Source organism: Streptomyces sp. NPDC110618 (assembly GCF_055657065.1).
Genome location: NZ_JBVKBN010000015.1, coordinates 179,937 through 205,381 on the forward strand (window position 1 = coordinate 179,937; position 25,445 = coordinate 205,381).

A 25,445-nucleotide genomic window follows, 5' to 3' on the forward strand; every position below is an offset into this window, starting at 1 on the left:
ACGGGGTTTCCCGGCCTCATGTGTGCTGGATCCGTTCCGGCTGGGGCCGGTCGGTAGAGGGCGATTTCGGAGACGCCGGCGCGCGTGACACCAGGAGTAGGGTGGCAGGTGCGAGGCGGTCCCGTTGTCGCGCCTGCCCTACAGACGGGTGGTCCTCATGACCAGCTCGGATACACCTCCTGTTCCCCGGCGTCTGCCCAGCGGTGTCCACGAGGCCGTGCGGCCGGGTTGTGCGCTTCTCCGGCTGGAGACGACCGCATCACGTGAAGGTGTCCTCGATGGTGCGTGGTGGCCGCGCTCGCGCGACATGGGCGCCGAGCTGCCCGCGCTGCTGAGTGCCCTCATCGCCCATCTCGGCCCTGTGGCCCGCGTGGGGTTGGACACCGCAGCTTGGGAAGGTCTCCCGACGCGCATCCTCGTGGACGACCGCGTGGTGCACATCGATTCCTTCCCGGTCGGTGACGACACGGTCCTGATCACCCGGGGCGACCGGGACATCTTCTCGCTCCTGGTGGTCCCGCCGGACACGGCACCGGACGCCGCCCGCACCGCGATGGCCCAGGCGGTCCGGGCGGACAACATCAGCCAGGCGGAACAGATCCTCATCGACACCGGGAGCGGGCGCGGTTCGCCGGGCTGACGGATCACCGACGGGCTCGACGGCGCAACGGTGTCGGACGGCGGGCGAGGTCAGCCGCGCCACTGCAGCCGTCGTGCTCTTCGCGGTGCTCCGCGCGGACCGGGGCGTGTCGACGGTGGCCACATCACGGCCTCCGACGGCTCCGGCAGGGTCTCTCAGATGGGGACACGTGCCTGCCGGAGCGGTGCTCCGGCACGGTGGAGACTGGCGAGGGCCAACCGGTAGGAGGTGACCAACCCGGTTTCCACGTAGTCCACACCCAGTTCCTGGCAGTGGCGCCGCACGATGGTCCGGGCCCTGCGCAGGTTGGGGCTGGGCATGCTGGGGAACAGGTGGTGCTCGATCTGGTGGTTCAGCCCGCCCAGTGCGATGTCGGTGAGCATGCCGCCGCGCACGTTGCGTGAGGTGAGCACCTGGCGACGGAGGAAGTCCGGGCGGTCCTCGCCTGTCAGGATCGGCATGCCCTTGTGGTTGGGCGCGAAGAGGGAGCCCAGGTAGACGCCGAACAGGCACTGGTGGACGGCGAGGAAGGCGATCGCCATGCCGGGCGGCAGCAGCCACAGCAGCACGGTCAGGTAGAGCACGAAGTGCGTGAACAGCAGGACGCCGTCGAGCGTGCGGTGCTTCAGCGAACGATTGGCCAGTGCCTTCACGCTCGACACGTGCAGGTTGAAGCCCTCCAGGGTCAGGAGCGGGAAGAACAGGAACGCCTGCCAGCGGCCGATCAGGCGGGGGAGCCCCTTGGCCGCCCGCGCCTGGTCCTGGGACCAGACCAGCAGGTCGGGGTCGAGGTCGGGGTCGAGTTCCTCGTGGTTGGGGTTGGCGTGGTGGCGGGTGTGCTTGTCCTGCCACCAGCCGTAGCCCATCCCGATACCGGCACCGGCGATCCGTCCGGACACCTCGCTGGCCCGCCGCCGGCGGAACACCTGGCGGTGCGCCGCGTCATGGGCGAGCAGGGCGACCTGGCCGAAGACAACGCCAAGGAACGCGGCGACCGCCAGAGTCCACCAACTGTCGCCGATGAGCGCGACGGCGGCCCACCCACTGACGTAGAGCCCGGCCACCACCGTGGTCCGCAGCGCGTAGTAGCCGGGACGGCGCCCCAGCAGCCCGGCGGCGGCGATCTTTTTCGACAGGCGGGCGAAGTCACTTCCGGACGCCTCCGAGGGCGGGGGGCGGACCGCGGTGTTACTGCTCATGATGGTGAAACTCTCTCCGAAGAAGGGCCGAGTGGCCCGGCGCCGCCCCGGGAGCCGCTGGACCGGGCCGCAGGCAGGGCTTGTCGTCCTCCGTGGTTGCGGGACACATCACACGACCACGGAGCTGGGAGGCGTCTGCTTCATCCGTCAGCGGCTGCTGCGCAGACCCTCTGTTTCTAGCGGGTACCCCGCCGCAGGCGTCTCACACCGTGTCAGACGGGGCCTCCGGAGCGGTCCGCGTGCATGTCGGCAGACAGAACCGACTCCAGCCGGTGAAGCGGATCTGCTGATGAGTGCTCCACGCCTGGCCGGTCAAGCCGCTGTCTCGGTGATGAGGACGGCAACGGTGACCGGGCCCGGGGCGTCGGTGGTCGCCGCCTTGGCCACGGCGGCCCGGACGGCGCGCGCGACTTCCAGGGGATGGTGTCCGGGGGCGACCGCGAGGTGGACCTCGACACGCCGGCCGGGTGGGTCGGCATGGTCCTCCATCCTGACCGGGCGGCTCCCCAGCACGGTGGTGAGGCCGGCGACGCCCGGAACACCCGCTGCGACGTCCGCCAGATCCCCGACGGGCCGTCGCGGGGAGCCCGCCCCGGTCACGGGGAGCGAGCTGCGTGCGGCCGCGGTCCTTGCCACGGCTGTGCTTTGCGGCGTGCGCGTCATGGATCCCGCAGCGGTCCGCGTCTCTGGACCTGTCTGCGGGACCTCATGGAGATCCGTGACGCGCAGGTCGGCTGCCACGGTCGCCAGGCCGAGCCGTCGAGCGGCCGCGTCCAGCAGTCTGCTCCTCAACTGGTCGGCGGTTTCGGGCAGTGGCTCCCCGAGTGGTGCCGAGAAGGCGGCTTTGATCCTGAGCGGGCTCGGCGGCAGCGCGCTGGCCGGCGGACGGACGGCCGGCTCGGACACGGATTCGAGCGGCGCCGGCCCGATGCGCACAGACTCCAGCCGCACACCGGGAATCTCGTTCGCGGCCCGCCTGAGGGCCTGGATGGCCGCTTGCTCGGTGATCCATGCCCCGTCGGCGGGCCCGCCCAGCGGGAGCAGTCGGCCCAGGCCGAACTGGTGCCGTACCGCCTGCGTCCCTGCTTCGGTCTTCACTGGCCTCGCACCCTCTCTCAGGCGACTTGTCCGAGCCTCGCGCAGGCGCAGTGTCAGATTCGGGCAATGCGCTCTAATGTGAATATAAGTGCAGAAAAGAGGGCTAGATGGGCCCTTGAGGGAGGAATATCCCGATGACCGAGACCGAGATCACCGGCGCAAGGCGCAGTGGCGCTCCCGCTTCTCGTGGCCGGACGACGGTCGCCGATGTGGTGGTGGAGAAGATCGCCGGAATGGCGGCTCGCGAGGTGCGCGGCGTCTATGCCCTGGGCAGCGGATTCGCGCGCTCAATGGGATCCATGCGGGAGCGGATGCCCGGTGCCGGCAGTGGCAAGTCCGCCACGCGCGGGGTCAGTGTCGAGGTCGGAGAGAAGCAGGCGGCCATCGATCTGGAGATCGTCGTCGATTACGGCGTCTCCATCACGGACGTGGCCGGTGAGGTGCGGGAGAACGTGATTGCCGCGGTGGAGCGGATGGCGGGGCGGGAAGTTGTGGAAGTCAACATCATGGTCAGCGATGTGAAGCTCCCCGACGATGAGGACGAAGGGGAGGAGCGGCAGCGGATCCAGTAGCCGGGGCGGTGCAGTCCGCTTGAGTGAAGGAGCGCGTCATGAGCAGGGCTGTGGTGGGCTTGATGGCCGGGATGGCGCTGGGTTTCGCCGCGTATTTCGGTGACTTCTGGGCTTTCCTGCTGGTGCTGGGGCTGGGTGTCGTCGGACTCGTGGTCGGGCGGTTCATGGAAGGCGATCTCGAACCGGGCGACTTCGTCCGCCGCCGGGACCGGCAGGAGCGGATCCGAGATGACCGGCGACGGGCACGGGGAGACTGGCGGCAGTGACCGGTGAAGCCAATCGGCGTCCGGGCATTCCCCGTGGGGAGCGTGGTGCGATCACCATCGCCGACCGGGTCGTTGCGAAGATCGCTTCCCACGTGGCGCGCGAGGCGCTGAGCCGGTTCACCGACTCGGTCGACCACGTACCACCCGGCCGCCGGATGCCACGCGTGACCACTTCCGTGCGGCGGGCACCGGAGCGGGATACCGCAGGACGAGGCGCCGAGGCTGTCGGCGGACGGCAGGCGGCGCTCGGCGAGGCACGGATGCGCATCACCGTCGAGCTCGGCTATCCGTCCGACATCGGGGCGCAGTGCGCCGCAGTGCGTCGGGAGGTTACCGAACGGCTCAGGACATGGGCCGGCATGGAGGTGTCCGACCTTGCGGTGTCGGTCGAGAGGCTGCACTCGGTGCATACGCGCCACACGGACCAGGAGAGGGTGAGATGAGCGCGAACACCTGGCGGCAGCCGACCGGTGACAGCGACCTTCCCCCCGAACCCGGACAGGCAGCTCCGTCCGCCGACGGCACCCCGGGGGCGGGCTCGGGCGCGACGGCGGCGATCGATGAACCAGGCCGGTCGGCGCGCCGTTTCTGGTCAGCGCGGCGGATTCCCGCGGCCGTGGTGGCCCTGCTGTCCGCCGCGGCCATCGGATTGCTCCTGTACGACGTGGTCTCGGTCCGGGCAGGTCGGTCTGCGATGCGCTGGCGGCTGCGGCTCGCCGAGGAACTGGCCACACGGCCACTGGATGACATCTGGGTGATCGTCGGGGCCGCAGTGGCGATGGCCCTCGGCCTGTGGCTGTTCCTGCTGGCGGTGACGCCGGGACTGCGCAGGCTGCTGCCCATGCGCCAGCCCACCGGTATCCCTGGGACAGGGGAGGTCCGCGCCGGGCTCGACCGCCGCGCGGCCGCCCTGGTTCTGCGCGACCGGGCCGTGCAGGTGCCCGGTGTCCAGTCGGCACGCGTCGCTGTCGGCCGCCGGAAGGTCAAAGCCCGGGCGCGCGCCCATTTCCGCGAACTCGAGGACGTCCGCGCGGACCTGGACAGCGAGCTGGGCCAAGCCGTGACGTCCTTGGGACTCGCCCGGCAACCCACGCTGACCGTGCGCGTCCGGCGTCCGAAGAAGGGCTGAGGTGATCCTGATGCTCAGGACGGTGAACCGGGTGCTGCTGGGGCTTCTCGGCCTTGGACTGTTCGCTCTGGGCGGCGGCGTGCTGCTGGGCGGGCTGGACCTGCCGCGCCGCTGGGACTTCGGCATGCCGGGCTGGTGGCCCTTCCGCGGGCCGGACGACGTGGTGCTGGGCACCGAGGGACGCACCCGGTGGCGGGAGGAAGGCTGGTGGTGGCCGACCGTCATCGCGGTGCTCGCGGTGCTGCTGGTCCTGCTGCTGTGGTGGCTCCTCGCACAGCGCAGGCGCCGCCTGGGCGGCGTCCTCGTCGACAGCGGGGACGGGGCGGCGGCCCGGCTCGACGGCGGCACACTGGAGGACGTGATCGAGGAAGAGGCGCAGGCCCTGGACGGGGTCTCGGGGGCGCATGCACGGCTGACGGGCCGAAGCTCCGCTCCGGCTGCGCGCGTGCGGCTGTTGCTGGAGCCTCATGCGGATCCAGCGTGGACTCTGGGGCGACTGAGCCGGGAAACACTCACGCACGCGCGGGACTCGGCCGGCTTGGACCGCCTCCCCTCGAAGGTCCGACTCAAGGAAGTCCGCCACCGCGCACGACGCGTCGGCTGAGATCCACAGGGCCTGACTCCCAACGGGGGACCCGGTCTGGCTCGCAGGGCAGGTCTTCACGACTGCCCCTAAGGCATCTACGCCGCGGTTCTCTCCAGGGAGGCATTCCGCATGGTCCTGTTCCTGACCCTGCTCGTCGCCGGAATCGCTCTGATCACCATCGGGGCGGGCGTCGACGGCATGCTCTATCTGACGTCCGCCGGTGTACTGCTCCTCATCGCCGATCTGCTCTACCTGGCGGCCCGCTCCGTGTGGCGATCTCCTCGGCGCCCGGCCCGCTGAGGCCGCGCCCCTCCTGGCCTCGTCGTACGGAGCAGACGGTCGGAGCCCGTGTCCATGAGCAGTCGTTCGGTCTGCGGGGAGGGGTGGTGCAGCCGCAGGGACGCGTGGGTCTCGGCGGCGTGCCGTGACACGTCGAGGAAGACGCGCAGGCCGCTGCTGTCACAGCGGTCGACGGTGGTCAGATCGACGTCGATGAGGGTGATGCCGTCCCGCAGGCACCGCTCCAGAGCGGCGCGCACCTGGGGCGCGGTGGCGGGGTCGATCACACCGGCCAGGGTGACCAGTGCCCGCCTGTCCCGGTCGTGCCGGTAGATGTTCAGCTGCGGAAGAGTCATGACGCCTCGGTTCGGATGCTCAGATGCCTCGGTCCACGGGTCCCGGCCGCTTCCCGCCCGGTCCGGGGCCCGGGTGTACACCCCGGGCACGCGTCGCCGCGGACTGAGCCGACGGTACCGAGGCGCGGCCGGGCGGCCGGTGGGGCGCCCGGATGCTCACTCGTGGTGCCCGGTACGGCTGCGGCAGGCAGCGGCCACGGCGGCCGGGCCGGGGGGTGCTGTACCGGTACGCGGCGATCCTGTCGGCGTGCTGGAGGCCGAGCCGGTGGATCACGTACGCCGCCGCTGCGATGAGGACCACGAAAGCGGCGGCTGTCAGGAAGGCGTTCATGGCGGCCACCTCACATACCGATGATCAGCCGGCTGGCCCGGCCGGGCGGACCGGTCTGCGGGGGAACGGCTACGGACACCGCGGAGGCGCCGCCCTCGTACTCCCATGCCTCGCCCGGGTCCAGTGGCCGGTCGGCCGCCAAGACGCCGTGCCGGGCCTCGTCCGCGGCGATGAGCGCGCTCGCGGTCAGGGGCGGGCCGTCGTGGTCGGACGCGGCAGCCATCAGCCGGGCCGCAGACTCCGCCCCGGTCTCGGGCGGGATGACCAGGAGATCCCAGCGGCCGGTGCCGTAGGAGAGCAGCAGCAGCTTGTGCGGGTCGATCTCCGGGGTGAACCAGCCGACCTTGACGATGTGGCCGTCCACGGGAACCGTGCGGGGGATGACCGGCCAGTGTTCCGGGTTTACGGCGATGCGGGTGATGCGGCCCCACAGGGGATCCAACACGTCGGTGAGTGCCGGCAGTTCGCTCAGCAGATCACGGGAGCGGGGCCACCAGGCTCCGTCCAGGAGTCCGCGGGAGGGGCTCTCGGTCTTCAGTGCGAGACGCGCGGCCGGGGCTGCGACGGACTCGGGGTGCGGCAGAGTGGAGTACAAGGTCGCCGACATGATGCGGACCCGTCTCCGGGCCGCCTCTGCGGCGGCCCGGGTTTCATCTTTCGCCGGGGACGACCCGGCGTGGAAGCCGGTGTGCGAAATGCCCTCGGTACTGTCCACACTACTCCGCGTTTCGCTGCGGCGCGGAGCAGTGGCCACATGGAGTGGAGTACCGGCCGGGTGATCTCCCGGCAGTGTCAGCGCGTGCCGGGAGCTCCCGTCCTTCGGGCTGACGGGCCGTCGCCGCCGGGCGCGGCCGGCACAACGGTGTCGGACGGCGGGAGTGAGAGGTCAGCCGCGCCACTCCACCATGAGCAGGGTCGCGTCATCGCTGGTCCGCCCGCCCCTCGCCTGCTTGAGCGTGTGGGACAGGGATCGCGTCACCGCCCGGATGCCGCGCCCGGTCCTCTCCAGTTGGTTCACGCAGTCGATCAGCTGGTCCTCCCCAAACTCCTCCCCACCGCTCTTGTGCTCCTCGACCACTCCGTCGGTGAAACAGAGGACGCGATCCCCGCGCACCAGCCCCAGCTCGCTGATCCGAGGCACCGAACCACCCAGGCCGACGGGAAGGGTCGTCGGGGCGACCAGACGCTGTGCGACGCGGTGGTCGCGGACGAGGATCGGCGACGGGTGCCCGGCGTTGATCCACTGCACCCGTCCCGTCGTCGTGTCCAGCTGCATCATCTGTGCGGTGACGAAGTGCTCGGGACCGAACTGCTCTGCCACGGCGCGGTCCATGAAGTCGTAGATCTCCGGCAGTCCGATGCTGGCCCGGCGGGCGTGGCGGTAGGCGCCGATGGCCACGGTGGCCATCGTGGCCGCGTCCAGTCCGTGGCCCATCGCGTCGATCATGGCCACGTGGAGGACGTCGTCGTTGAGCGCATAATCGAAGCTGTCACCGCCCACGTCGTAGGCGGGTTCCAGGATCCCGGCGACGGCGACCCGGGGCATGATCATCGCTAGCGGTGGCAGCAGCGACCACTGGATCTCCGCGGCGACGCTCATCGCCTCGCCGCGTCGGACGCCGAAGAACAGGTCGGAGTAGCCGTGCTTGGTCACCAGCAGGTCGGCCACCAGGCCGGAGATTCTGAGCAGCAGGCGGCGGTCGTGGTCGTCGACGCTGTCCAGCGTCACGGCCATGACCCCCACCTGGTCACCGCCGTCCAGCAGGGGCAGGTGGACCCGGACGCCGTCCTCCCGGGGCACCTCCACGGGGACCGCGTCGAGGAAGCAGCGGCCCGCCTCGGAGTCGTCGATCACCTGAGGTTCCCCGCCCGTGAGGCCCTCACCGGGCAGCGGTACGAGCAGCAGCTGGCCGTAGTCCTGCAACAGCACCTGCGGTCGGCGGCCACCGAGCCGGTCCACCACGTCAGCGATCAGGGGCCCGATGAGATGGGGCGGCAATTCGTGCGCGCTGTCGAGGATCTCTCCGAGGAGAGCTTCTCCGAAGCTCTCGGAGCGGTCCGCGCGCCGTCCTGCCGTCATCCCCTCACCCGCCATGGTCAGGGGCGGGCCGGTATGACAAGGGATCTGTCGGTGCCATGGCTCCATCACGGGGTCGTGGACGCCCGGGCCCGCCGGGTACGCGTGGCAGGCCGGGTCGGGCTGCTTACCTGGGTCCGGCTCCTCCTTCCGACTCCCATGTGTCCTGTCCGTCGAGGCCGCTCTCGGCGAGTGCCAGCAGGCGCGGGGCGGACAAGGGGTTCTCGGGGTCGGAGGCGGCGGTCAGCAGCAGGGCTGCCGTTCCGGCCGGTTCGTCCGGTGGGACCACGAGCAGTTCCCAGCGCCCCACGGTGCCGCAGTCCACGGTGATGGCATGCATCTCGGCCGCCCCGTTGCTCAGGGCCACCTCGATCACATGCCCCGGTGCCATCACCTCCTGCGGGGCATCTGGCCAGGCGGCGGTACCCACGGTCACGCGCGTGATGGTGCCGATGCTCGGATCCAAGGAGCCGACCAGCGCGGGCAGCTCCAGTTCCAGTGCGTCGCAGCGCGGCCACCATGCGCCGTCCAGCGGGCCATGGCTGACATCCGGCGTGAGGCGCAGCCGGGGCAAGGGCATCCGGTAGGAGTGTCCGTCACCTGGGGCCGTACCTTTGGCGGACTTGGTGATGGCGTTCATCGTGCGATCCCGATCCGGGCGGTTTCCGGCTGCCCGTGTCTGTCACTCGCCGGGAACGGCGCCGCCGTGGTCGTGCGCCCGACAGTTCTCGGTACCTGTCAGGCTACTCCCGGCTGTGGCGGGCGGCGTGGCGCGCAGCCATCGCGTCGAGACACGTCCGTACGGCGGACGACGCGTGGCGTGGCGGCCCGGGCCGCGTACGACCGCCGGCTCATCGCTCCTCTGCCGAATCATCGGCGTGCCGAGGGCTGCCCTTCGGAAGACAGGGTCAACACACAGGGGGCGACGGGGCCGGGCAGCCCGACCACCTCGCCCATGTTCTGCCAGCCCCAGGACGAGAAGGCGGCTTGTCCTGCCTGGTCGGCAGGATGCAGCAGGGTGACCCCGAGGGAGGACCGCAGGTCTGTGAGCAGACGCTGTTGCAGGCGGCGGGCGATATCGCGGTGCTGAGCGTGCGGATGGGCCACGACCTGGGTGAGGACGACGAACCGTGCGCGGGAGGTGAGCCGCTGGATGATCTCCTGGAGCGTTCCGTCGAACCCCCGGCGGCCGGAGCCGTCAGAGCCCACCGGAAAACCGAAGGCGCAACCGACCAGCACCGTCGTCTCGGCGACCAGCAGGGCGAAGCCGGGGCGGTGGGCGGTGACCGCCAAGCGGTGCAGGAAGTCTCCACGGTCGTGGTACGCCTCGCCGGCGGTGCCCGCGACGGACTCCGCAGCCAGGTCCGCGATGTCCTCGCGCATGTCTTCTGCCTGCCGGCGGGTCAGCCGTCGAAGGCGGATCCCGTCCCTGAGGACCGGCTGATCCGGCCGACGAGCGGGGTCCTCGGGCGCCCGCGTCGCGGTACTCATGAGGTCGCCGGATGCGGCGGGCGGCACGGGACTCACGGGGGCCGTAAGGAGCAGCGAAGTCGATCCGGTGGTATCGAGGAGCCGGGTGATCTGCGCGCACGGATGGTGCAGCCGCAGGCGAGCGTGGACCCGGCTGGCGCGCTGTGATGCCGACAGGAGGACGTCCAAGCCCCTGGCGTCGCAGGAGCCGACCGTGGTCATATCGATGTCGATCACGGTGACACCGTCCAGCAGACACTGCTCCACTGCGGCCCGCAGCAGCGGCGTCGTGGCCGGCCCGATGTCGCCGGCAAGCGTGACGAGCGTCCGCTCTCCTCGGTTCCGCCGATGGATGTCCAGCCGGGCAAAGGCCATCACGCCTCCCCTCGGCGGGGTTGCGGACCTGCACGGGTGTTCAGCGCGGCCCCTGCCATGATGAGCTTGCGCGGAGTTGCTTCGACCGCGGCGGACATGATGCCGACCCGTCTCCGCACCGACCACTGGGGCGGCCCGGGGTTCGTCTCTCGCCGAGGACGACCCGGCGGGGCGGCCGGAGTGCGTGGTGCCCTCGGTACTTCAACCGTACGTCGGCCGCAACCGGAAGCGGCTGCTTCGACGGGCGCGCGGCACGGTAGGGGCCGCATCACCTCACGGGCCGTCCCCACGGTCCGGGCTCTGCCGCGAGTACGAGCGCATGGGTTCGCGCCAGGCCCGGTTTGCCAAGGCCACCTCCAGCGTGTCCCCTCCCGTAGAGCAGCCTGCAGCGCGGGCGGACTTGCCCCGACGACACGGCGTCTGAAGATCAGGTTTTGAGACGGCATGACCTTCGGCAAGCTCGTCTTCCTCACGACCTGCGGCGCCCCGGCCAGCTACCAGCAGCAGCAGCACGCCGCAGCCCAGGACATCCGCCGTCCCGACGTCCGCAACCTGGTCGCCGACATGGCCGCCCGCGACCGCCGTCGTACCCTGCCGGAACTGCACCACTTCAGCCGCCAACTGGGAGTCCCCGCGTGACCGAGCCGACCGCTCCGGACAAGAAGCCCTTCCTGTACGTCGTCGTGTGCGCGGCAGGTGTTGCCCGTGACGTCGGCAAGCTCATCACCACCGCACAGGAGGCGCACTGGGACGTCGGCGCCATCGCCACACCGCAGGGACTCGGCTTCATCGACGCCAAGGCGATCGAGGCACAGACCGGCTACCCGATCCGCTCCGCCTGGCGATCACCGGGAGACCCGCGCCCCCTGCCTCCGGCGGACGCGATCGCCGTCGCTCCCGCCACGTTCAACACGATCAACAAGTGGGCCGCCGGGATCTCAGACACCCTCGCCCTGGGCATCCTGTGCGAGGCGTACGGCATGGGCATCCCGACCGTGGCACTGCCCTACCTGAACTCAGCCCAGGCCGCCCACCCTGCCTATCAGCAGAGCCTGGACCGTCTGCAGGGGATGGGCGTCCTGATCGGCTCGTGCGAACCGCACCGGCCGAGGGCCGGTGGCGCGGCGGATCGCTTCCGCTGGGAGGAAGCGCTGGAGTTGCTGGAGCCTCTGGTCAGCACGGTGCGGTGACGCGGTTCCTTCACCGGAGACGGACCGCAGTGATCATCGTCGACGCCCGTTCGCCAGGCTGCCGACGAGGTCACCGGGGAGCGAGGCAATCACTCCTCCTCGTGCGGACGTGCTGGGCTGCTGCCGAGGCGAGCTGATCCGGAAGTAGGAGGGGGTCCCCCGGGCAAAGACCGTTCACTCAGGAAACACCAGAGCGTTCACTCAGGAAACGCGCGAATGTTCACTCAGGAAACCCGCGCCCGTCCTGGACCGGCCAAGCGCCCGTTGTGTGGTGTCAGCGGTGTGGGAAACCTGGGGGTGAACGGGACAGGTGCCTTCCTCCTGCTGACGGCCTCGCGCGCGAGGCCGTCAGTGCCGGAATTACCGGTGTCGAGAAGGTGCCGCAGGCCCAGGCTGCGAAGGGCTCGGTGGGGTCTGGCCACGCTGTGCCGTTCGTGCTGCAACGCTCGTGCGGGCTTGGGCGGCTCGTGCTCGGGCGCTGGGGGCCTGCCGGGCGGCGAGGCGTTGGATGCGCCAGGTGAGGGTCCTGGCGGTGGAGCGGGCGTCGTCCAGGGTGCGCCGGCGGGCGGCATGCTGGAGGAGCAGCTCGGGATCGTGGCCGGCGGTCTCGGCTTCGGTCAGGGCGGCGGCCAGTGCCGGCCAGGCGGGGTCGTCGAGGATCTGCTGAGCGTGTTCGGGCACGATCACGAGGATCCGCTGGGCGTGCCGCTCCATGGTGCGGGCCGGTGGTTGGCGCTGGGCCAGGGCGGCCAGTGGCTCGGCAGCAGCCTGTTGGGAGACGGCCTGCAGATGGACCAGGGCCTGGTGGGCGGCGGCGACCTGCTGGTCGTGCTGGCGAGCCTGGTGCCAGCGGGCTGTGGCGAAGATGACGAGCACTGCGATGTCGAGGAACATCGCCAGCCCGGACCCGTCACCGGTGACCGGCACGGTGCGCAGCGCGCGGACGGCGCCCCGGAGGGCGCGTGCCTGGTCCTGCTGGGCGCGGATGCGGGAGCGGGTGGCGCGTTCGAACGCTGTGGCGGCCTGTTGCAGCTGTGGCCGCAGGTGGCTGGGGGCGAGCAGCGGCAGGACATCGATGGCTTCGCCAAAGGCTGCGATGTGGGCCTGGGCTGCCGCGTCGTCACCGTGGTCGAGGTGGTGGGGGATGCGCTCGGCCGCGGCGGTGGCCTGGTACCAGGGGTTGGGCCTGCGCCGGCTGCCCGGCTCCGCTGCGGGCGGAGCCTCGATGGCGGTGAGGCGTTCGCGGATCTTGGGGAAGGACAGGTCGGGGGCGAGTTTGGCGCCGGAGAACCAGATCGGCTCGCCGGCGGCGTTGGTGTCGCCTGCCACGGCGACCTTGTACCCGCGTACGTCGCCGGAGGGAAAGTGCTGAACATCGACGAGGACGCCTTCGACGCCGTCGAGCAGGTGGAGGAATTCCTCCGGGCTGGTGGCGATGGACACCAGCTGGCGGACGGTGGTGCGCAGGCGCTCGCGGGAGGTCCGAGTCGTGCCGGCGCGGCGGGCTTTCTCCATCTCGGCGCGGGTGGGGCGCTTGGTGGCGGTGCGGTCGCCGCGCACGACCTGCAGGAGTCCGTATTCCTTCTCGATGGCGGCGAGTTCCTTGTCGGCCTTCAGGTAGTCGTTCCAGTGGCGGGCGGTGCTCAGGTCTCCTCGGACCTTGGTGGCGGCGATGTGGATGTGGTCGTCGGCGTGGCGTACGGCGACCCAACGGCACCCGTCGGGGTCGCCTTGTGGCGCGATGCCGGTGGCCGCCACAATGCGGCGCGCGATGTCCGCCCACTCGGCGTCGGTGAGGTGCCGGTCGCCGGGGGCGGCACGTACCGAGCAGTGCCACACGTGCCGCTCGGGTACCCGGCCCAGTCGGCGGGCTTGCTTGACCCGCAGGTCGAGGTCGGCCACGAGGCGCTTCTTTGTGGCGTCGAAGTCGTCGGCGCGGCCTGGGTCGGGTGCGAAGCCGTCCCAGGAGGCGATCAGGTGCGGGTCGGTGTGGTCCTTGGCCTTCTTCGTGTCGAACAGGTACCGGATCAGGCCGGCGGTGTCCTTGCCGCTGCCGATCTTGGCGATCACTGGGCCGCCTTCGCGGAGACAGCGTGGTTCATGGTCTGCGCGATGTCGCCGATCGCGGCGCGGACTGCGTCCAGGGTGCGCTCGGTCTGCGCGAGGACGGCGGTGTCCACAGGGTGTGGATCCCCTCCGGCGTTGAGGCGGTGGGCGATCTGGTTGACGTTGTTGCCGATGCGGGCGACCTCGGCCCGCAGGGCGTCGAGCTTGTCGAGGCAATCATCGAGCTGGGTGCGCTGCCCGGCCAGGCCCACGGTGAGATCGCCATCGAGGTAGGCCATGATCACGGCGCCGACGAGGTGGGCGCCGGCGATGCCCATCTCACGGGCCCGGGTGAGGATCCGGGTCTTCTCGTCGACGCTGTAGCGGACGTCGACACGCTTTTTGCGCTGGACGTCCTCGCGGGAACGGCGGCGGGCGAGACGACGCAAGGTGACTTCGTCGGCGCTGGCGGCGGGCGACTGCTCGGCTGCGTCGGCGGGTGCCTCCTCCTCGGGCACCCCCTGGTGCCCGAAGTCCTCCGCCACCCCCGGGGCGGAGGTGTCCGCGTTGGACCGGCCCTTGGACGGTCCAACGTCATACCTTGCTGGCTGGGTGACGGCGGTGGTCACCTCCTGCTGGCTGGTGGGGAGTTCATTGTGGAGGTCGGGCATAGAGCGGTTCTCCATGTGGTGTTGCGGTGCGACGGTGACGCGATTCGACGGCTGGCTCGTCCCCGTACTGGTCAGCGCGGGGACGAGCGAGAGAAGTCGAGTTCGCAGGGTGGTGGGTGCTGCTGGGAGCCTCAGAGGGCGTTGGCGGGTTCCTTGTCGGGCTCGGCCCGCCACTGGCTGGCGGCCTGGTCGAGTTCGGCCTGCACCCGGTCCTTGATCCGGGTCAGGCGGTCCTTGCCGATGCGGTAGCCGGCGTCTCGTATCGCCGCCTCGATGTTGCGGCGTGACGCGCGGCCTCCGCGTCCCAGCGGTGCCGTGCGGGCGAGGGCGAGGAGTTCGTCGAAGGTGACGTCGCGTTCGTGGCCCTCTGCCGTGGCGAGCGGTTTCCGAGCCTGCGGCACATTGGCGGCGTCCCGCACCACGTCGCGGGGGCGACCGGCCACATCGGGCATCTCTGCTTGCTCTGGCAGACCGGCGTTGCCCTCGGATGACGGAGTCGGCTCGGCGTAGTCGGTGTGGTTGTGGCCGTAGCCAGGGGCGTTGTGGCTCTTTGTGGTGGCGACCTCTTGAACGTGGCGTGTGGGGTGGCGGCGGATGACCAGGTCAAGGTGGACGGCTCCGGCCAGTGCCAGCGGGGCGATGGCTGACAGGGCGCCGACGGTGACGTCGTCCAGGTGGAGCCCGGTGGTGTGAGCCTGCTGGTTGAGGCGGACGGCATGCAGGGCGTTGGCCCAGATGCTGGTGATCGTGGCGATGCCGACGAGTGCCCAGACGTACAGCCGGGAGCGCCAGGGTGCGGTGCGCAGGATGAGCAGGGCGGCGACGCCGATGGCGATGAAACCGTCGATCACCAGGGGGAAGGCGTACGTGAGGATTCCGCGGACGTGGATGGCGACGGCCATCTGCCGCAGAGCGTCGTAGGAGAGGGCGAAGCCGATCGTGCCGACCAGGGCGACCCCGAGGCGGATCGCTGCGGTCAGTACCGGCGAGGGAGCTTGGGCGGTGCGTGAAGGCAAGCGGGGTACTCCAGGCGGGGAGCGGGTGCCATGGGCACCGAGTGAGGCTGGTGGGAGGGGGTGCGCACTCGTCGCACTCGTCGCGTGCCTGGTCACAGCAGGTACGGAAGGTTGGCGTGATACGAGTGGACTCGTCACGGCGACGACACTCGTCGCGGGGCTGACCTGCGACGCGACGAGTGCGACGAGTCTTTACGAGTGCAGGCCCGGGCCGGGGGCGGTGCTCTCGTCGCCGCTGTCGGGCGTCGGCTCCTCGGGGCAGTAGCGGGCCCAGGCGTCGGCGAAGCGGAGGCGGGCGAAGCCCTTGGCCTGCCGGCCGCCTTCAAAGCGGTGAGTGGCGGCCTTGATATCGAAGTCCTTGAGGAGGATGCCCAGGTGGCGTGGGCTCAGGCCGGCGGTGCCGTACTCGGCCCACGGCGCCTCCTGGTCCTTGAGGAGTTCGTCCAGCAGGTCCCGGGTGCGCATGATGTCGGGATCACCGCAGCGTGCGAAGGCGCGCCGGATGTCCTGCAGCAGGCGGGTCTTCAGGTTCGACTCGTCGTCCTTGCCTGCCTCGGTCGCGCACATGGACGCACACGCGGCGCGGGCCTCCTCGGGCCAGGTGCCGCCCGCCAGTTCCGCGACGATTACGAGCGGTTCCCAGGTGTCTGCCGCCCGGTCCTGCACCGGCATCGGCGGTACCAAGTCCGCTGCGGTGTCCATCAGGGGGCGCAGCCAGGCGGTCAGCCGGTCGCGCAGGCCGTGCAGGGTCGGGATGTCGCGGCGGGAGCGGAACTGCTCGACCCGCTCACCATCCTTGCGGCGCTGCATGCGGATCACCACCGCCCAGTCCATGACCGTGTCCGGTAGATCCCCGATGCCGGCGAGCGCTGCCATGGCGAAGGTGGGGAACGCCTGAGGCTTGTGCTCGGGCCCGGAGATGCGCAGGGCGGGCCGGATGCGCTGGTGGCCGGCATTGAGCAGGCCGCGCAGCTCCTCGTTCTTCTCGGCGGCCTTGATGCTGCCGAAGATGGTGTCGGCCTCGTCCACCAGCAGGGTGGGCGGGTCATCGCCGATGGCGCGGAAGACGACCGCCGGGCTGGTGTTGACCGTGATCAGCGGCTCGCGCACGGTCTCCGTGATCACATCCAGCAGGCGGGACTTGCCGCACCGTTTCGCCGGTCCGACCACCGCGAGACGAGGCGCGTGCTGGAGGGCGGGCTGGATGTGCGTGGCCGCGACCCACAGTGTGACGGCGGTCAGCGCCTCGCTGCTGGGCAGGATCACGTACCGGGCGATGGCTTCCCGCAGCTCGTCCAGCAAGGCGGCGCCCTCTGGAGCCTGGGGCGGCTTCTCGTCCTCGGCGGGCGAGGGTTCGGGTATTGCGGGAGCTGCCTGGCCGGGGACGGCGACGGGCGGCCAGGTGGGCGTCGGGGATGCGGTAGGGGTGGTGGAGGACGTAGGTTCGTCCACAGGCGTTCCTCCCTGGTGGGCCGGACGGGCAAGGCCCGGCCCACCGGATCGGTCAATTCAGGGGCGATGGGGCAGGGACTGTGCGGCTCTCGGCGGTGGCTCGCCGAGAGCCGTTTCGCTGTCCCTGAAAGGGCGGCGTCAGACCACGAGGTCGTACGTGGCCTGGGCGTTCAGCCAGGCGTCCACCTCGTGCCAGCGGTAGCGCAGGTGGCGGCCGACCTTGTGCACGTTGGGGCCGACGCCCCGGTACTTCCACTGGTAGAGGGTCTTCACCGGCACCCCGAGGTAGGTGGCGACCTCCGCAGGGGTGGCCAGCGGGCCGCGCTGGGCAGCTGCGGTGGCGACAGGGACGTTGGTACCGCGGGGAGAGGTCTTCGGCACAGGGCTCCTTTTCGGTGTTGAACAACGGGCCTGCACAACACAGCCACACCGCCCAGGGAAAAGTCCAGAGTTAGTTCTGAAACTCTGTACTAGTTCTCTCGGCGTGGCCGCGGGAGACCAAACAGTAAGGGTGGATCCCCGGTTGCCGAAATCGCTCCCGCAGAGCCTGGAATTTTTCTGTGGCGCAACGGCTGGCAGAGGGGTCGGAATCCGATACCTCCGCAGCTCAGAGATAGCGCCCAGCAGTCATCAGTGGCGCGGTCAGCCTACCGGACACTATGGCTGATAGTCGCTCAAATCGCCCATCTCCATGACGCGGAGGGAAGATAGCACGGCCTCTCCGCTGAAAAGGCTCGTGATGTACCGGAATTCGGCGAGACGAACACCACTTCGCCCCCGGGCGACTTTTATAGAGTTTAAGAACTAACTCTTGCTATGACGGCCGGATGCAAGTTACAGCTACCTGTCATGGCAACCCGACCTGTCGAAATAGGCCCCGCCGGCCTCCGCACCGCCCGCGCCATCGAGCACCTACGCCTCGTGCGCAGCCTGACCCAGCACCAGCTCGCCGCCCGCTGCACCGCGCTGGGCCGCCCGATGTCCAACACCGCCCTCAGCCGAACCGAACGCGCCCACCGACGCTGCGATGTCGACGACCTCGTCGCCATCGCCACCGCGCTCGGTGTTCCTCCCATGGCCCTGCTCCTGCCGCTCCCGTCGGTGTCCAGTAATGACCGGAGGGGGTGCTAGTTGGCGCGGGTCTGGATTGAGGACCGCATCGGGCACGGGACGTACATACGGGCCGCGGCGGAAGCCAAGCGGGCGGGCCGTACGCCGCCGGGGCGGTACCGCGTGCGCTGGTACGACCCCGATGGCAAGCCGAAGATGAAGACCTTCGCCCGCAAGGTCGACGCCGAGGCGGAGCGGACGAGGATGGAGTCCCGTCTCAACGACGGCTCCTACCGCGATCCCGCAGCCGCACGCGTGAAATTCGCAGAGGTGGCGGAGTCCTGGCTGGCCGCGCAGATCCATCTCAAGCGTTCGACCCGGGGCCGCTATCGCGGCGTTCTCGACGTCCACGTGATCCCCAGGTGGGGCACCACACCGTTGGACCGCATCCTGTTCGAGGACATCGCCGAGTGGCTCGCGGATCTGCTGTCCGGCGAGGCGGCAGGCGGCAGGAAGCTCAGCCCTCGGTCGGTCCGCAAGGCGTACGTCGTCCTCAGCCGCGTTCTCGGCTACGCGGTCAAGGCTCGTCGTCTGGCGGTCAACCCGGCTGTCGGCGTGCCCTTGCCGAAGGCGGCGCCGGCCGACCACGTGTACCTCGATGACATGCAGGTCGACGCGCTGGCCAACGTGTCGGGCGCCTACCGGGTGTTCATCCTGCTGCTGGCCTACACCGGCCTGCGCTGGGGCGAGGCGTCCGCGCTGAAGGTGGGTCGCGTGGACCTGGACGCCTGCCGAGCGCACATCGTCGAGGCGTACGCCGAGGACAACGGCAAGCTCTACCTCGACACCCCCAAGAACCACGAGCGCCGGTCGGTACCGATCCCGCGGTTCCTGGCAGAGGAGTTGAAGCCCCACCTCCAGGGCCGGGGAGATGAGGAGTTGCTCTTCACCGCCCCTCAGGGAGGCCCGCTGCGTGCCCGTAACTTCCGTCAGCGGTTCTTCGCGCCAGCGGTCGTGAAGGCCGGGCTGGGGCACCTCAACGTCACCCCGCACAAGCTGCGGCACACGGCGGCCTCGCTCGCCATCGCCAGCGGCGCGGACGTCAACGTCGTACAGACGATGCTGGGCCACAAGTCCGCGACCCTGACGTTGGACACGTACGGCCACCTCTTCCCGGATCGTCTGGACGAGGTGTCGAAGAAGATGCACAAGCGCCGCGCCAAGCAGCTGGCCAAGGCGAAGGCCAAATTGGAGAAGGCGGAACGGCAGGCCCGCAAGGCCGCTGAGGCGGTGGCCGCACTGGAGGAAGGCGCCGCGTGATGTGTGCCTAATCCGTGCGGGGGAGCCGTAGTCGAAGGGGCCGCCCCACCACGCTGTTGCGGTGGGGCGGCCCCTCGCCGCTCCCTCGGATCAGATGCCGCGCGGTCGGCGGCCTTCCTGCCAGGCCCCGTCAATCGCTGCAGCGGCCGTGTCTCCAGCCAGCTGCTCGATCTCCTCGGGAACCTCCCGCTCGTCGAGCACAAAGAGCCGGCCACCGACGAGCTGGGTGGTCGCCTTCCAGCCGAGACGACGCCCCGCCTCCCGAGCGGCACGCCGGACGTCCTTGAGCTCGCCCATCTCCGCGAGATCGTCGCTGCTCAGGATCAGATGCCCGTAGTAGCCCTGGTACTCGGGCTTGAGCGCGGCCCGCATCAGCGACTCAAGGCGGTCGATCAACTTCTCGTGCCGGCGCCGGGCCAGATCATCCTTGACGGGCATCCTGCCAGCTCCCCACCGTCCGCGCGCATGGCATGTGTGCCATATGTGTGCTGCAAGCGCAGGAGCCCTCCCGTCCGCTGGACGGAAGGGCTCCTGACCTGGTGCTTTGCTGTGCCCCCGGCAGGATTCGAACCTGCGACACCCGCTTTAGGAGAGCGGTGCTCTATCCCCTGAGCTACGAAGGCGGACGGTGACCGGTGAGGTCACAGGCGTCAGCGTACCGGATTCGGTGGGGGCGAGGTCAGGTCGTGGGGACGTGGGTGAAGCGGGTGGCGGTCAGGAGGTCGGATTCGATGCCGTCCGCCGCTGTGAGCAGGGGCGGGAGGAGGTGGGTCGTGCAGTCCCGCGGGGTGTGGCGGGCGGTGTGGAAGGAGAGGCCCGCCGCGGCCACCGCCCGGCCGGTCCGGTCGTGGATCGGGACCGCCAGGGTGCGTACGCCCTGTTCCAGCTCCTCGTCCAGGAGGGTGTGGGGCGCCCGGCCCAGGAGGGCCCGGCCCAGGGCCGTTCCGGGGGCCGGGGCGTGGGTGCCGGGCGGGATGCGCACGCTCATCACGCCGGGGGCCGTGATCGTCGCCGTGTAGTGGATCTCCCTGCCGGTCGGGGTCAGGACCGCCAGCGACGCCGACTCCTGGACCTGGGATGCCAGACCCTCCAGGTGGGGGCGGGCCAGAGCCGGGAGCGTCGTCCGGGACAGGGGCGGGAAGCCCAGGGACAGGACCCCGGGGGTCAGTGCGTACTTGCGGTCGTTCGGGCGGTGTACGAGGCCCAGGTGCTCGTAGGTGATCAGCGCCCTGCGTGCCGTCGCCCGCGCCAGGCCCGTCGCCCGGGACACCTCCGTCAGCGTCAGCTCCGCCCTGCCCTCGTCGAACGCCGTCAGGACCGTCAGGCCGCGGGCCAGGGACTCGACGAAGTCGCGGCCCAGTTCCTGCTTCGACTCACCCGTCCAGGCCGCCAGGGCCGAGGGGGGCGGGGACGCGGGCGGGGGAGGGGCCTCCCGCAGGCGGCGTTCCATCGTGGACGCGGCCTTCCGCAGGCGGGGGAGCAGGGAATCGCGCAAGTCCTCCGCCGTGTGGCGGCTCGTGTGGCTCACCACGCTTGCCACGCAGGCGATGTGACGGGTGCCGGGGGCTCGGATCGGTACCGAGAGGGCCACCAGGCCCGGTTCGATCAACTGGTCGTCCAGGGACCAGTCCGCCGACCGGGCTTCCGTCACCCGCTCCTCGAACTCCGCTTCCACGTTCCGCGGTTCACGCCTCGGCGGTACGGCCGGGTACGCCCTGTCCTCCGGGTCCCTCGCCCTCCGCTCCCGCCACGCCCTCCACTGCTCCTCGCTCCATTCCAGCGCGAACAGCGGGCCGGGGGCGGTGCGTTCGGCCGGGAGGAGGTCGCCGATGCGGAAGCTGAGGGACATCGCCCTGCGGCGCGTCGCCTGGTGGATGAAACGGATGCCGTCGCCGTCCGGGACCGCCAGGGAGACCGACTCGTCCAACTCGTCCGCCAGGGCGTCCGCCTCGGCGGAGAGGAGGGCCGGCAGACGCAGGGCCGCCAGGTAGGCGTTGCCCAACTCCATCAGGTGCGGGGTGAGTACCGCGTCCCGGCCGTCCAGGCGGACGTACCCCATGCGCGCGAGCGTGGACGTGATGCGGTCGACCGTGGAACGGGCCAGGCCGGTGGCGCGTTCCAGGCCGCTGGAACTCATCCGCCCACCCGCCTCCGTCAGTTCCCGGAGTACCGAGACCCCGCGGATCAGCGGCGCCACGGCCTCGTCCGGTACGGCGGGCGCGGGCGGCGTGGTCTGTGCGGGCATCGGCTCTCCGGTACGGCGGTCTCGGCACGGCTACCGTAGTGCCGCCGCGTCCACCCCTCGTGCCGGGCCGACCGCGGCGCACCGCCGCCCGCCTACCCCTGGCCCCGCGTCACCCGCACCACATGGTCCCCGGACAGCTCCGCCCCCACGCTGATCCTGATCCCCCGGTGCGGGTCCCGGAAGGACTCCCCGGGGGCGAAGGGGGCGTCGGAGAGTTCCGCGTGGACGTTCGGGCTGCGGGTGCAGCCGCCGCTGTCGCGGAGGCTGTCGTAGACGCGGACCGGGCCCTGGCCGGTGTCGACGTCGGCGTCGACCCGGTAGATCAGCACGCCCGGGCGGCAGACCGCCTCGTCGTTGCCCTCGCGGGTGCGCAGTTCCAGGGCGTAGCCGGTACGGCCGTCGAGCGGGACGAAGATCAGTTTGGGGCCGCCGCGGCGGGCCAGCGGGGTCAGGACGAACTCCGTCGTACCGGACCGCGTCGCACAGTGGATCTGGGACGGGTCCAGCCAGCCCAGCTTCCACTTGTGCCAGGCGAGCAGGTCGTTGTTGGCGCCCCAGTCCTCGCTCATGATGTCCCAGTGGCCCACCGCGCCTCCGCCCTCCTGGGTGTAGAGGTCGGGGAGGCCGAAGACGTGGCCGTTCTCGTGCGGGAGGACGCGGTAGCCGGTGCGGTCGTAGGTGCCGGAGCCGTCGTCCTGGCGGGAGTAGACGAAGGAGGCGTTGGCGACGGGGACGCCGTCGGCCACCGGGGCCTCGGTGTTGCCGGCGAAGGTGACGGACAGGACCGTGTCCAGGGCGGAGGGGCCGGCGTTGGGGGTCACCAGGACGTTCAGGAAGTCGTAGCGGCGGAAGTCCACCTTCGGGTCGGCGGCGGCGACGATGTCCTGGACGAGTTCGCGGTAGCCGGGGTCGAAGGGGGCGCCGCGCTCTATGCCGTACTCCTCGAACGGCTTCGGCATGCGCAGCCAGCCGGGGACCGGGGTTTCCGTGCGGTAGTCGAGGCGGCCGTAGGAGGCGGTGCGGAACCACTCCTGGGTCTGCGGGAAGAACTCCCGGAAGCGGTCCTGGGCACGGCCCTGGCCGCGGGCGTCGGAGAAGTCGATCATCAGGGTGAGGGCGCGGACCGTGCCCGTGGAGCGGGAGTAGCCGCCGGTCGTCGGTACGCCCTCCGACATCTGCACCGACGGGCCGCCGGTGATCATGCAGGGGCCCAGTGCCGCGGTGCGGGCCACCGAGGTCGGGCCCGCCTTCGCCGGCGTGCCGCGCGCCGAGAGGTGTCCGGAGCCCGCCGAGGTGCTGACCGCCAGGGTCAGCGCGGTGACGGAGGCGAGGGCGGCGGCGCGGCGGGGGCGTATCCGACGGGTGGACGGCTGCATGCAGGGGCCCTTCGTCCGCGGCAGCCGCCGGTCCGGCTGCACCCTTGCGATCACCCTCGGTCGGAGGGGGCGCGGGCGCGCGCTGGATGAGCCCGAACGTGGCACCCCGAAGGCGTGTGACTCAGGTCACAGGAAACTTCTTCGATGGCGGGAAATAACCGGGGACCCCTTCCCCGTTTAGACCAGTGTTCGCGCGAAACGGGGACTGGATCCCCGGATCGCACCCACAGAGCCAGAACCCGGAAGCCTCAAGCCGGCAGCTTCAAGCCGGCAGCCACCGAAGGAGCCCACCGTGCAGACCGCCCTCCCCGTGCAGCGCAAGGTGACCCGGCCGCGCGCCGACGCCCAGCGCAACCGGGAGCGGATCGTCACCGCCGCCCGCGACATGTTCGTCGAGCACGGCCCGGACGTGCCGCTCGACGAGATCGCCCGCCGGGCCGGCGTCGGCAACGCCACGGTGTACCGGAACTTCCCGGACCGCGACGCGCTCGTACGCGAGGTCGTCTGCACCGTCCTGGACCGTACGGTGGCCGCCGCCGAGGCCGCGCTCGCCGAGAACGACGACGCCTTCGAGGCGCTGGAGCGCTTTGTGCACACCGCCGCCGACGAGCGGATCAGTGCCCTGTGCCCGATGATCTCCAGCACCTTCGACCAGAACCACCCCGATCTGGAGGCGGCCCGTGAGCGGACCGAGGAGATGATCGCGGTGGTGATGGAGCGGGCCAAGGCGGCCGGACAGCTCCGTACGGACGTCGGTGTCGGCGACCTGATGATCGCCTGTGCCCAGCTCAGCCGGCCCCCGGCCGGTGCCGACTGCCTCAGCGCCGATCGCTTCGTCCACCGCCATCTCCAGCTTTTCCTGGACGGACTACGGGCCCCGGCCCGCTCCGAACTGCCGGGCACGCCCGTGACCTTGGAGGACCTCCGCCAAGCCTGAGTCCTGACCAAGCCTCGCCGCCCCCGACGTAGTGGGCGTTGACCGGGTCCCGATTCCCAAGTCGCGGGTCCCAGGTTCCGATTCGCACACCCTTACTCACGTTTTTTCCGTCACGAAGTCCCGAAGTGGGTACCCCCATGTCTGAAACAGCCGCCAAGGCTCCGTCCGCCCGCGCGTCAGAGCCCGATGCCAACCGCTGGAAAGCGCTCGTCTTCATCGCGCTCGCTCAGCTGATGGTGGTCCTCGACGCCACTATCGTGAATATCGCGCTGCCCTCCGCCCAGCAGGACCTCGGCATCTCCGACGGCAACCGGCAGTGGGTCGTCACGGCCTACGCCCTCGCCTTCGGCGGTCTGCTGCTCTTCGGCGGCCGTATCGCCGACCTCTGGGGACGCAAGCGCGCCTTCGTCGTCGGTCTCGGCGGTTTCGCCGCGGCCTCCGCGCTCGGCGGCGCCGCCACCAACGAGGCCATGATGTTCGGTGCCCGCGCCCTCCAGGGCGCCTTCGGTGCCCTGCTCGCGCCCGCCGCGCTCTCCCTGCTCGCCGTGATGTTCACGGACGCCAAGGAGCGCGCCAAGGCGTTCGGCATCTACGGCGCCATCGCCGGTGCCGGCGGTGCCGTCGGTCTGATCCTCGGCGGCTTCCTCACCGAGTACCTGGACTGGCGCTGGACGTTCTTCGTGAACATCCCGTTCGCCGTGATCGCCGCGGCCGGTGCCTGGTTCGTCATCCGTGAGCCCGAGGGCAGCCGCAACCGCAACCCGCTCGACATCCCGGGCGTCCTGCTCTCCACCCTGGGCCTGGTCGCGCTGGTCTACGGCTTCACCCGCGCCGAGTCCGAAGGCTGGGGCGACAGCGTGACGATCGGCATGTTCGTGGCCTCCGCGGTCCTGCTGCTCGCGTTCGTCGTCACCGAGTCCAAGGTGAAGGCCCCGCTGCTGCCGCTGCGCGTGGTCACCGACCGCAACCGCGGCGGGATCTACCTCTCGCTGGGCCTCGCCATCATCGGCATGTTCGGTCTGTTCCTGTTCCTGACCTACTACCTCCAGATCGTCCAGGGCTACTCTCCGGTCAAGACCGGCTTCGCGTTCCTGCCGATGATCGTCGGCATGATCACGGGCTCGACCCAGATCGGCACCCGCCTGATGACCCGGGTCGCCCCGCGCCTGCTGATGGGCCCCGGCTTCCTGGTCGCCGCGGTCGGCATGCTGCTGCTGACCCAGCTGGAGGTCGACTCCTCCTACGCGGCCCTGCTGCTGCCGGCGATGCTGCTGCTCGGCCTCGGTATGGGTACGGCGTTCATGCCGGCCATGTCCCTGGCCACCATGGGCGTCAAGCCGCAGGACTCCGGTGTCGCCTCCGCGATGGTCAACACCTCGCAGCAGGTGGGCGGCGCGATCGGTACGGCGCTGCTGAACACCATCGCCGCCTCCGCCACCACCTCCTACGTCGCCGACCACATCGGCGGTGCCACGAGCCGGTCCCAGCAGCAGCTGGTCCAGCTGGAGGGCATGGTCCAGGGCTACACCACCGCGATCTGGGCGGCCGTCGGCATCCTGGCCGCCGCCGCGCTGATCGCCTTCACCTTCGTCAACGCCGGCAAGCCGGGCAGCACCCCGGTGGCCTCGTCCGAGGACGGAGCCGAGGAGGAACTGGCGGTACCGGTCGTCGCTTCCTAATGCTGTTGTCAAGCTGCCGCAGTCACCGGCGGTGTCACTTCGTAGCACCGCCGGTCACGAATCAGAGCCCAGATGACGTTGACGC

The 25,445-nt window shown here is 70.5% G+C and carries 28 protein-coding genes and 1 tRNA gene; 13 read left to right on the forward strand and 16 right to left on the reverse strand.

Features of this window, described 5'->3' with window-relative positions; genetic code table 11:
- Window positions 1–157: 157 nt before the first annotated feature.
- Window positions 158–640, forward strand: coding sequence for a DUF5994 family protein (locus ACZ7L7_RS25050; RefSeq protein ID WP_285516156.1), 483 nt, complete (start codon window positions 158–160; stop codon window positions 638–640).
- A 155-nt stretch (window positions 641–795) separates the two neighbouring features.
- On the opposite strand, the gene ACZ7L7_RS25055 is transcribed toward ACZ7L7_RS25050, so the two are convergent.
- Together ACZ7L7_RS25055 and ACZ7L7_RS25060 are read right to left on the reverse strand one after the other, a co-directional pair.
- Window positions 796–1,839 carry a fatty acid desaturase family protein gene (locus ACZ7L7_RS25055; protein ID WP_242782217.1) on the reverse strand — a complete coding sequence of 348 codons (1,044 nt, stop codon included), beginning with the start codon at window positions 1,837–1,839 and terminating at the stop codon, window positions 796–798.
- Between the two features lie 312 nt (window positions 1,840–2,151).
- Entirely contained in the window at window positions 2,152–2,937 is a 786-nt protein-coding gene (locus ACZ7L7_RS25060) for a hypothetical protein (protein WP_242782218.1), read from the reverse strand.
- Window positions 2,938–3,071: 134 nt separating this feature from the next.
- Here ACZ7L7_RS25060 and ACZ7L7_RS25065 point away from each other — a divergent pair, with 134 nt between their 5' ends.
- From ACZ7L7_RS25065 to ACZ7L7_RS25090, 6 genes are all read left to right on the forward strand, one after another.
- Window positions 3,072–3,509, forward strand: a complete 438-nt coding sequence (locus tag ACZ7L7_RS25065) for an Asp23/Gls24 family envelope stress response protein (protein WP_242782219.1) — start codon at window positions 3,072–3,074, stop codon at window positions 3,507–3,509.
- 38 nt (window positions 3,510–3,547) lie between these two features.
- Complete coding sequence (locus tag ACZ7L7_RS25070) at window positions 3,548–3,775, forward strand: hypothetical protein (RefSeq protein ID WP_055539113.1); 228 nt, start codon at window positions 3,548–3,550, stop codon at window positions 3,773–3,775.
- A complete protein-coding gene (locus ACZ7L7_RS25075; RefSeq protein WP_242782221.1) occupies window positions 3,772–4,218 on the forward strand; it encodes an Asp23/Gls24 family envelope stress response protein in 447 nt (148 codons plus the stop codon). Before ACZ7L7_RS25070 ends, ACZ7L7_RS25075 begins: the two co-directional genes overlap by 4 nt.
- Entirely contained in the window at window positions 4,215–4,904 is a 690-nt protein-coding gene (locus ACZ7L7_RS25080) for a DUF6286 domain-containing protein (protein ID WP_472077214.1), read from the forward strand. The genes ACZ7L7_RS25075 and ACZ7L7_RS25080 overlap by 4 nt, the downstream gene beginning before the upstream one ends.
- A 10-nt stretch (window positions 4,905–4,914) precedes the next feature.
- On the forward strand, window positions 4,915–5,508 hold the full coding sequence (gene amaP, locus ACZ7L7_RS25085; RefSeq protein WP_242782222.1) for an alkaline shock response membrane anchor protein AmaP: 594 nt from the start codon (window positions 4,915–4,917) through the stop codon (window positions 5,506–5,508).
- Window positions 5,509–5,619: 111 nt separating this feature from the next.
- A complete protein-coding gene (locus ACZ7L7_RS25090; RefSeq protein ID WP_261718638.1) occupies window positions 5,620–5,790 on the forward strand; it encodes a hypothetical protein in 171 nt (56 codons plus the stop codon).
- Here the strand turns inward: ACZ7L7_RS25090 and ACZ7L7_RS25095 are convergent.
- From ACZ7L7_RS25095 to ACZ7L7_RS25115, 5 genes are all read right to left on the reverse strand, one after another.
- Window positions 5,739–6,125, reverse strand: coding sequence for an STAS domain-containing protein (locus ACZ7L7_RS25095; RefSeq protein WP_261718637.1), 387 nt, complete (start codon window positions 6,123–6,125; stop codon window positions 5,739–5,741). The genes ACZ7L7_RS25090 and ACZ7L7_RS25095 overlap by 52 nt on opposite strands.
- Before the next feature lie 341 nt (window positions 6,126–6,466).
- Complete coding sequence (locus ACZ7L7_RS25100) at window positions 6,467–7,171, reverse strand: DUF5994 family protein (RefSeq protein WP_261718636.1); 705 nt, start codon at window positions 7,169–7,171, stop codon at window positions 6,467–6,469.
- A gap of 171 nt (window positions 7,172–7,342) precedes the next feature.
- Complete coding sequence (locus ACZ7L7_RS25105; protein WP_472077217.1) at window positions 7,343–8,536, reverse strand: PP2C family protein-serine/threonine phosphatase; 1,194 nt, start codon at window positions 8,534–8,536, stop codon at window positions 7,343–7,345.
- A gap of 124 nt (window positions 8,537–8,660) precedes the next feature.
- Window positions 8,661–9,173 carry a DUF5994 family protein gene (locus tag ACZ7L7_RS25110; RefSeq protein WP_228473096.1) on the reverse strand — a complete coding sequence of 171 codons (513 nt, stop codon included), beginning with the start codon at window positions 9,171–9,173 and terminating at the stop codon, window positions 8,661–8,663.
- A gap of 230 nt (window positions 9,174–9,403) precedes the next feature.
- Window positions 9,404–10,378, reverse strand: a complete 975-nt coding sequence (locus tag ACZ7L7_RS25115; protein ID WP_472077219.1) for an STAS domain-containing protein — start codon at window positions 10,376–10,378, stop codon at window positions 9,404–9,406.
- Window positions 10,379–10,822: 444 nt separating this feature from the next.
- Here ACZ7L7_RS25115 and ACZ7L7_RS25120 point away from each other — a divergent pair, with 444 nt between their 5' ends.
- Both ACZ7L7_RS25120 and ACZ7L7_RS25125 read left to right on the forward strand, forming a co-directional pair.
- On the forward strand, window positions 10,823–11,017 hold the full coding sequence (locus ACZ7L7_RS25120) for a hypothetical protein (RefSeq protein ID WP_425580781.1): 195 nt from the start codon (window positions 10,823–10,825) through the stop codon (window positions 11,015–11,017).
- Window positions 11,014–11,568, forward strand: a complete 555-nt coding sequence (locus ACZ7L7_RS25125; RefSeq protein WP_055539106.1) for a flavoprotein — start codon at window positions 11,014–11,016, stop codon at window positions 11,566–11,568. The genes ACZ7L7_RS25120 and ACZ7L7_RS25125 overlap by 4 nt, the downstream gene beginning before the upstream one ends.
- 360 nt (window positions 11,569–11,928) lie before the next feature.
- Here the strand turns inward: ACZ7L7_RS25125 and ACZ7L7_RS25130 are convergent, their stop codons facing one another.
- The 5 genes from ACZ7L7_RS25130 to ACZ7L7_RS25150 form a co-directional block, all read right to left on the reverse strand.
- Window positions 11,929–13,638, reverse strand: a complete 1,710-nt coding sequence (locus tag ACZ7L7_RS25130) for a relaxase/mobilization nuclease domain-containing protein (protein ID WP_085571752.1) — start codon at window positions 13,636–13,638, stop codon at window positions 11,929–11,931.
- Window positions 13,635–14,285, reverse strand: coding sequence for a MobC family plasmid mobilization relaxosome protein (locus ACZ7L7_RS25135; protein ID WP_242782227.1), 651 nt, complete (start codon window positions 14,283–14,285; stop codon window positions 13,635–13,637). The genes ACZ7L7_RS25130 and ACZ7L7_RS25135 overlap by 4 nt, the downstream gene beginning before the upstream one ends.
- A gap of 131 nt (window positions 14,286–14,416) precedes the next feature.
- Entirely contained in the window at window positions 14,417–15,301 is an 885-nt protein-coding gene (locus ACZ7L7_RS25140; protein WP_242782229.1) for a DUF2637 domain-containing protein, read from the reverse strand.
- Between the two features lie 192 nt (window positions 15,302–15,493).
- On the reverse strand, window positions 15,494–16,753 hold the full coding sequence (locus tag ACZ7L7_RS25145) for a DUF3631 domain-containing protein (RefSeq protein WP_472077222.1): 1,260 nt from the start codon (window positions 16,751–16,753) through the stop codon (window positions 15,494–15,496).
- Between the two features lie 138 nt (window positions 16,754–16,891).
- Window positions 16,892–17,134 (reverse strand): helix-turn-helix transcriptional regulator, encoded by a 243-nt coding sequence (locus ACZ7L7_RS25150; RefSeq protein WP_179167084.1) that lies wholly within the window; start codon window positions 17,132–17,134, stop codon window positions 16,892–16,894.
- A gap of 468 nt (window positions 17,135–17,602) precedes the next feature.
- Between ACZ7L7_RS25150 and ACZ7L7_RS25155 the strand changes: the two genes are divergently transcribed.
- Window positions 17,603–17,884 (forward strand): helix-turn-helix domain-containing protein, encoded by a 282-nt coding sequence (locus ACZ7L7_RS25155; protein WP_107502087.1) that lies wholly within the window; start codon window positions 17,603–17,605, stop codon window positions 17,882–17,884.
- Window positions 17,885–19,123 carry a tyrosine-type recombinase/integrase gene (locus ACZ7L7_RS25160; RefSeq protein ID WP_237481495.1) on the forward strand — a complete coding sequence of 413 codons (1,239 nt, stop codon included), beginning with the start codon at window positions 17,885–17,887 and terminating at the stop codon, window positions 19,121–19,123.
- Between the two features lie 90 nt (window positions 19,124–19,213).
- On the opposite strand, the gene ACZ7L7_RS25165 is transcribed toward ACZ7L7_RS25160, so the two are convergent.
- The 4 genes from ACZ7L7_RS25165 to ACZ7L7_RS25180 all read right to left on the reverse strand — a co-directional run bounded on the left by ACZ7L7_RS25165 (window position 19,214) and on the right by ACZ7L7_RS25180 (window position 22,744).
- Window positions 19,214–19,561 (reverse strand): hypothetical protein, encoded by a 348-nt coding sequence (locus ACZ7L7_RS25165; protein WP_085571756.1) that lies wholly within the window; start codon window positions 19,559–19,561, stop codon window positions 19,214–19,216.
- 112 nt (window positions 19,562–19,673) lie between these two features.
- Window positions 19,674–19,746: transfer RNA gene (locus tag ACZ7L7_RS25170), tRNA-Arg, on the reverse strand.
- Between the two features lie 56 nt (window positions 19,747–19,802).
- A complete protein-coding gene (locus ACZ7L7_RS25175) occupies window positions 19,803–21,368 on the reverse strand; it encodes an IclR family transcriptional regulator domain-containing protein (RefSeq protein ID WP_472077225.1) in 1,566 nt (521 codons plus the stop codon).
- Between the two features lie 92 nt (window positions 21,369–21,460).
- Window positions 21,461–22,744 (reverse strand): M6 family metalloprotease domain-containing protein, encoded by a 1,284-nt coding sequence (locus tag ACZ7L7_RS25180; protein WP_472077227.1) that lies wholly within the window; start codon window positions 22,742–22,744, stop codon window positions 21,461–21,463.
- Window positions 22,745–23,036: 292 nt separating this feature from the next.
- On the opposite strand from ACZ7L7_RS25180, the gene ACZ7L7_RS25185 reads away from it, so the two are divergent.
- Window positions 23,037–23,681, forward strand: coding sequence for a TetR/AcrR family transcriptional regulator (locus ACZ7L7_RS25185; protein WP_285516165.1), 645 nt, complete (start codon window positions 23,037–23,039; stop codon window positions 23,679–23,681).
- A 137-nt stretch (window positions 23,682–23,818) separates the two neighbouring features.
- On the forward strand, window positions 23,819–25,360 hold the full coding sequence (locus tag ACZ7L7_RS25190; protein WP_285516166.1) for an MFS transporter: 1,542 nt from the start codon (window positions 23,819–23,821) through the stop codon (window positions 25,358–25,360).
- Window positions 25,361–25,445 lie beyond the last annotated feature (85 nt).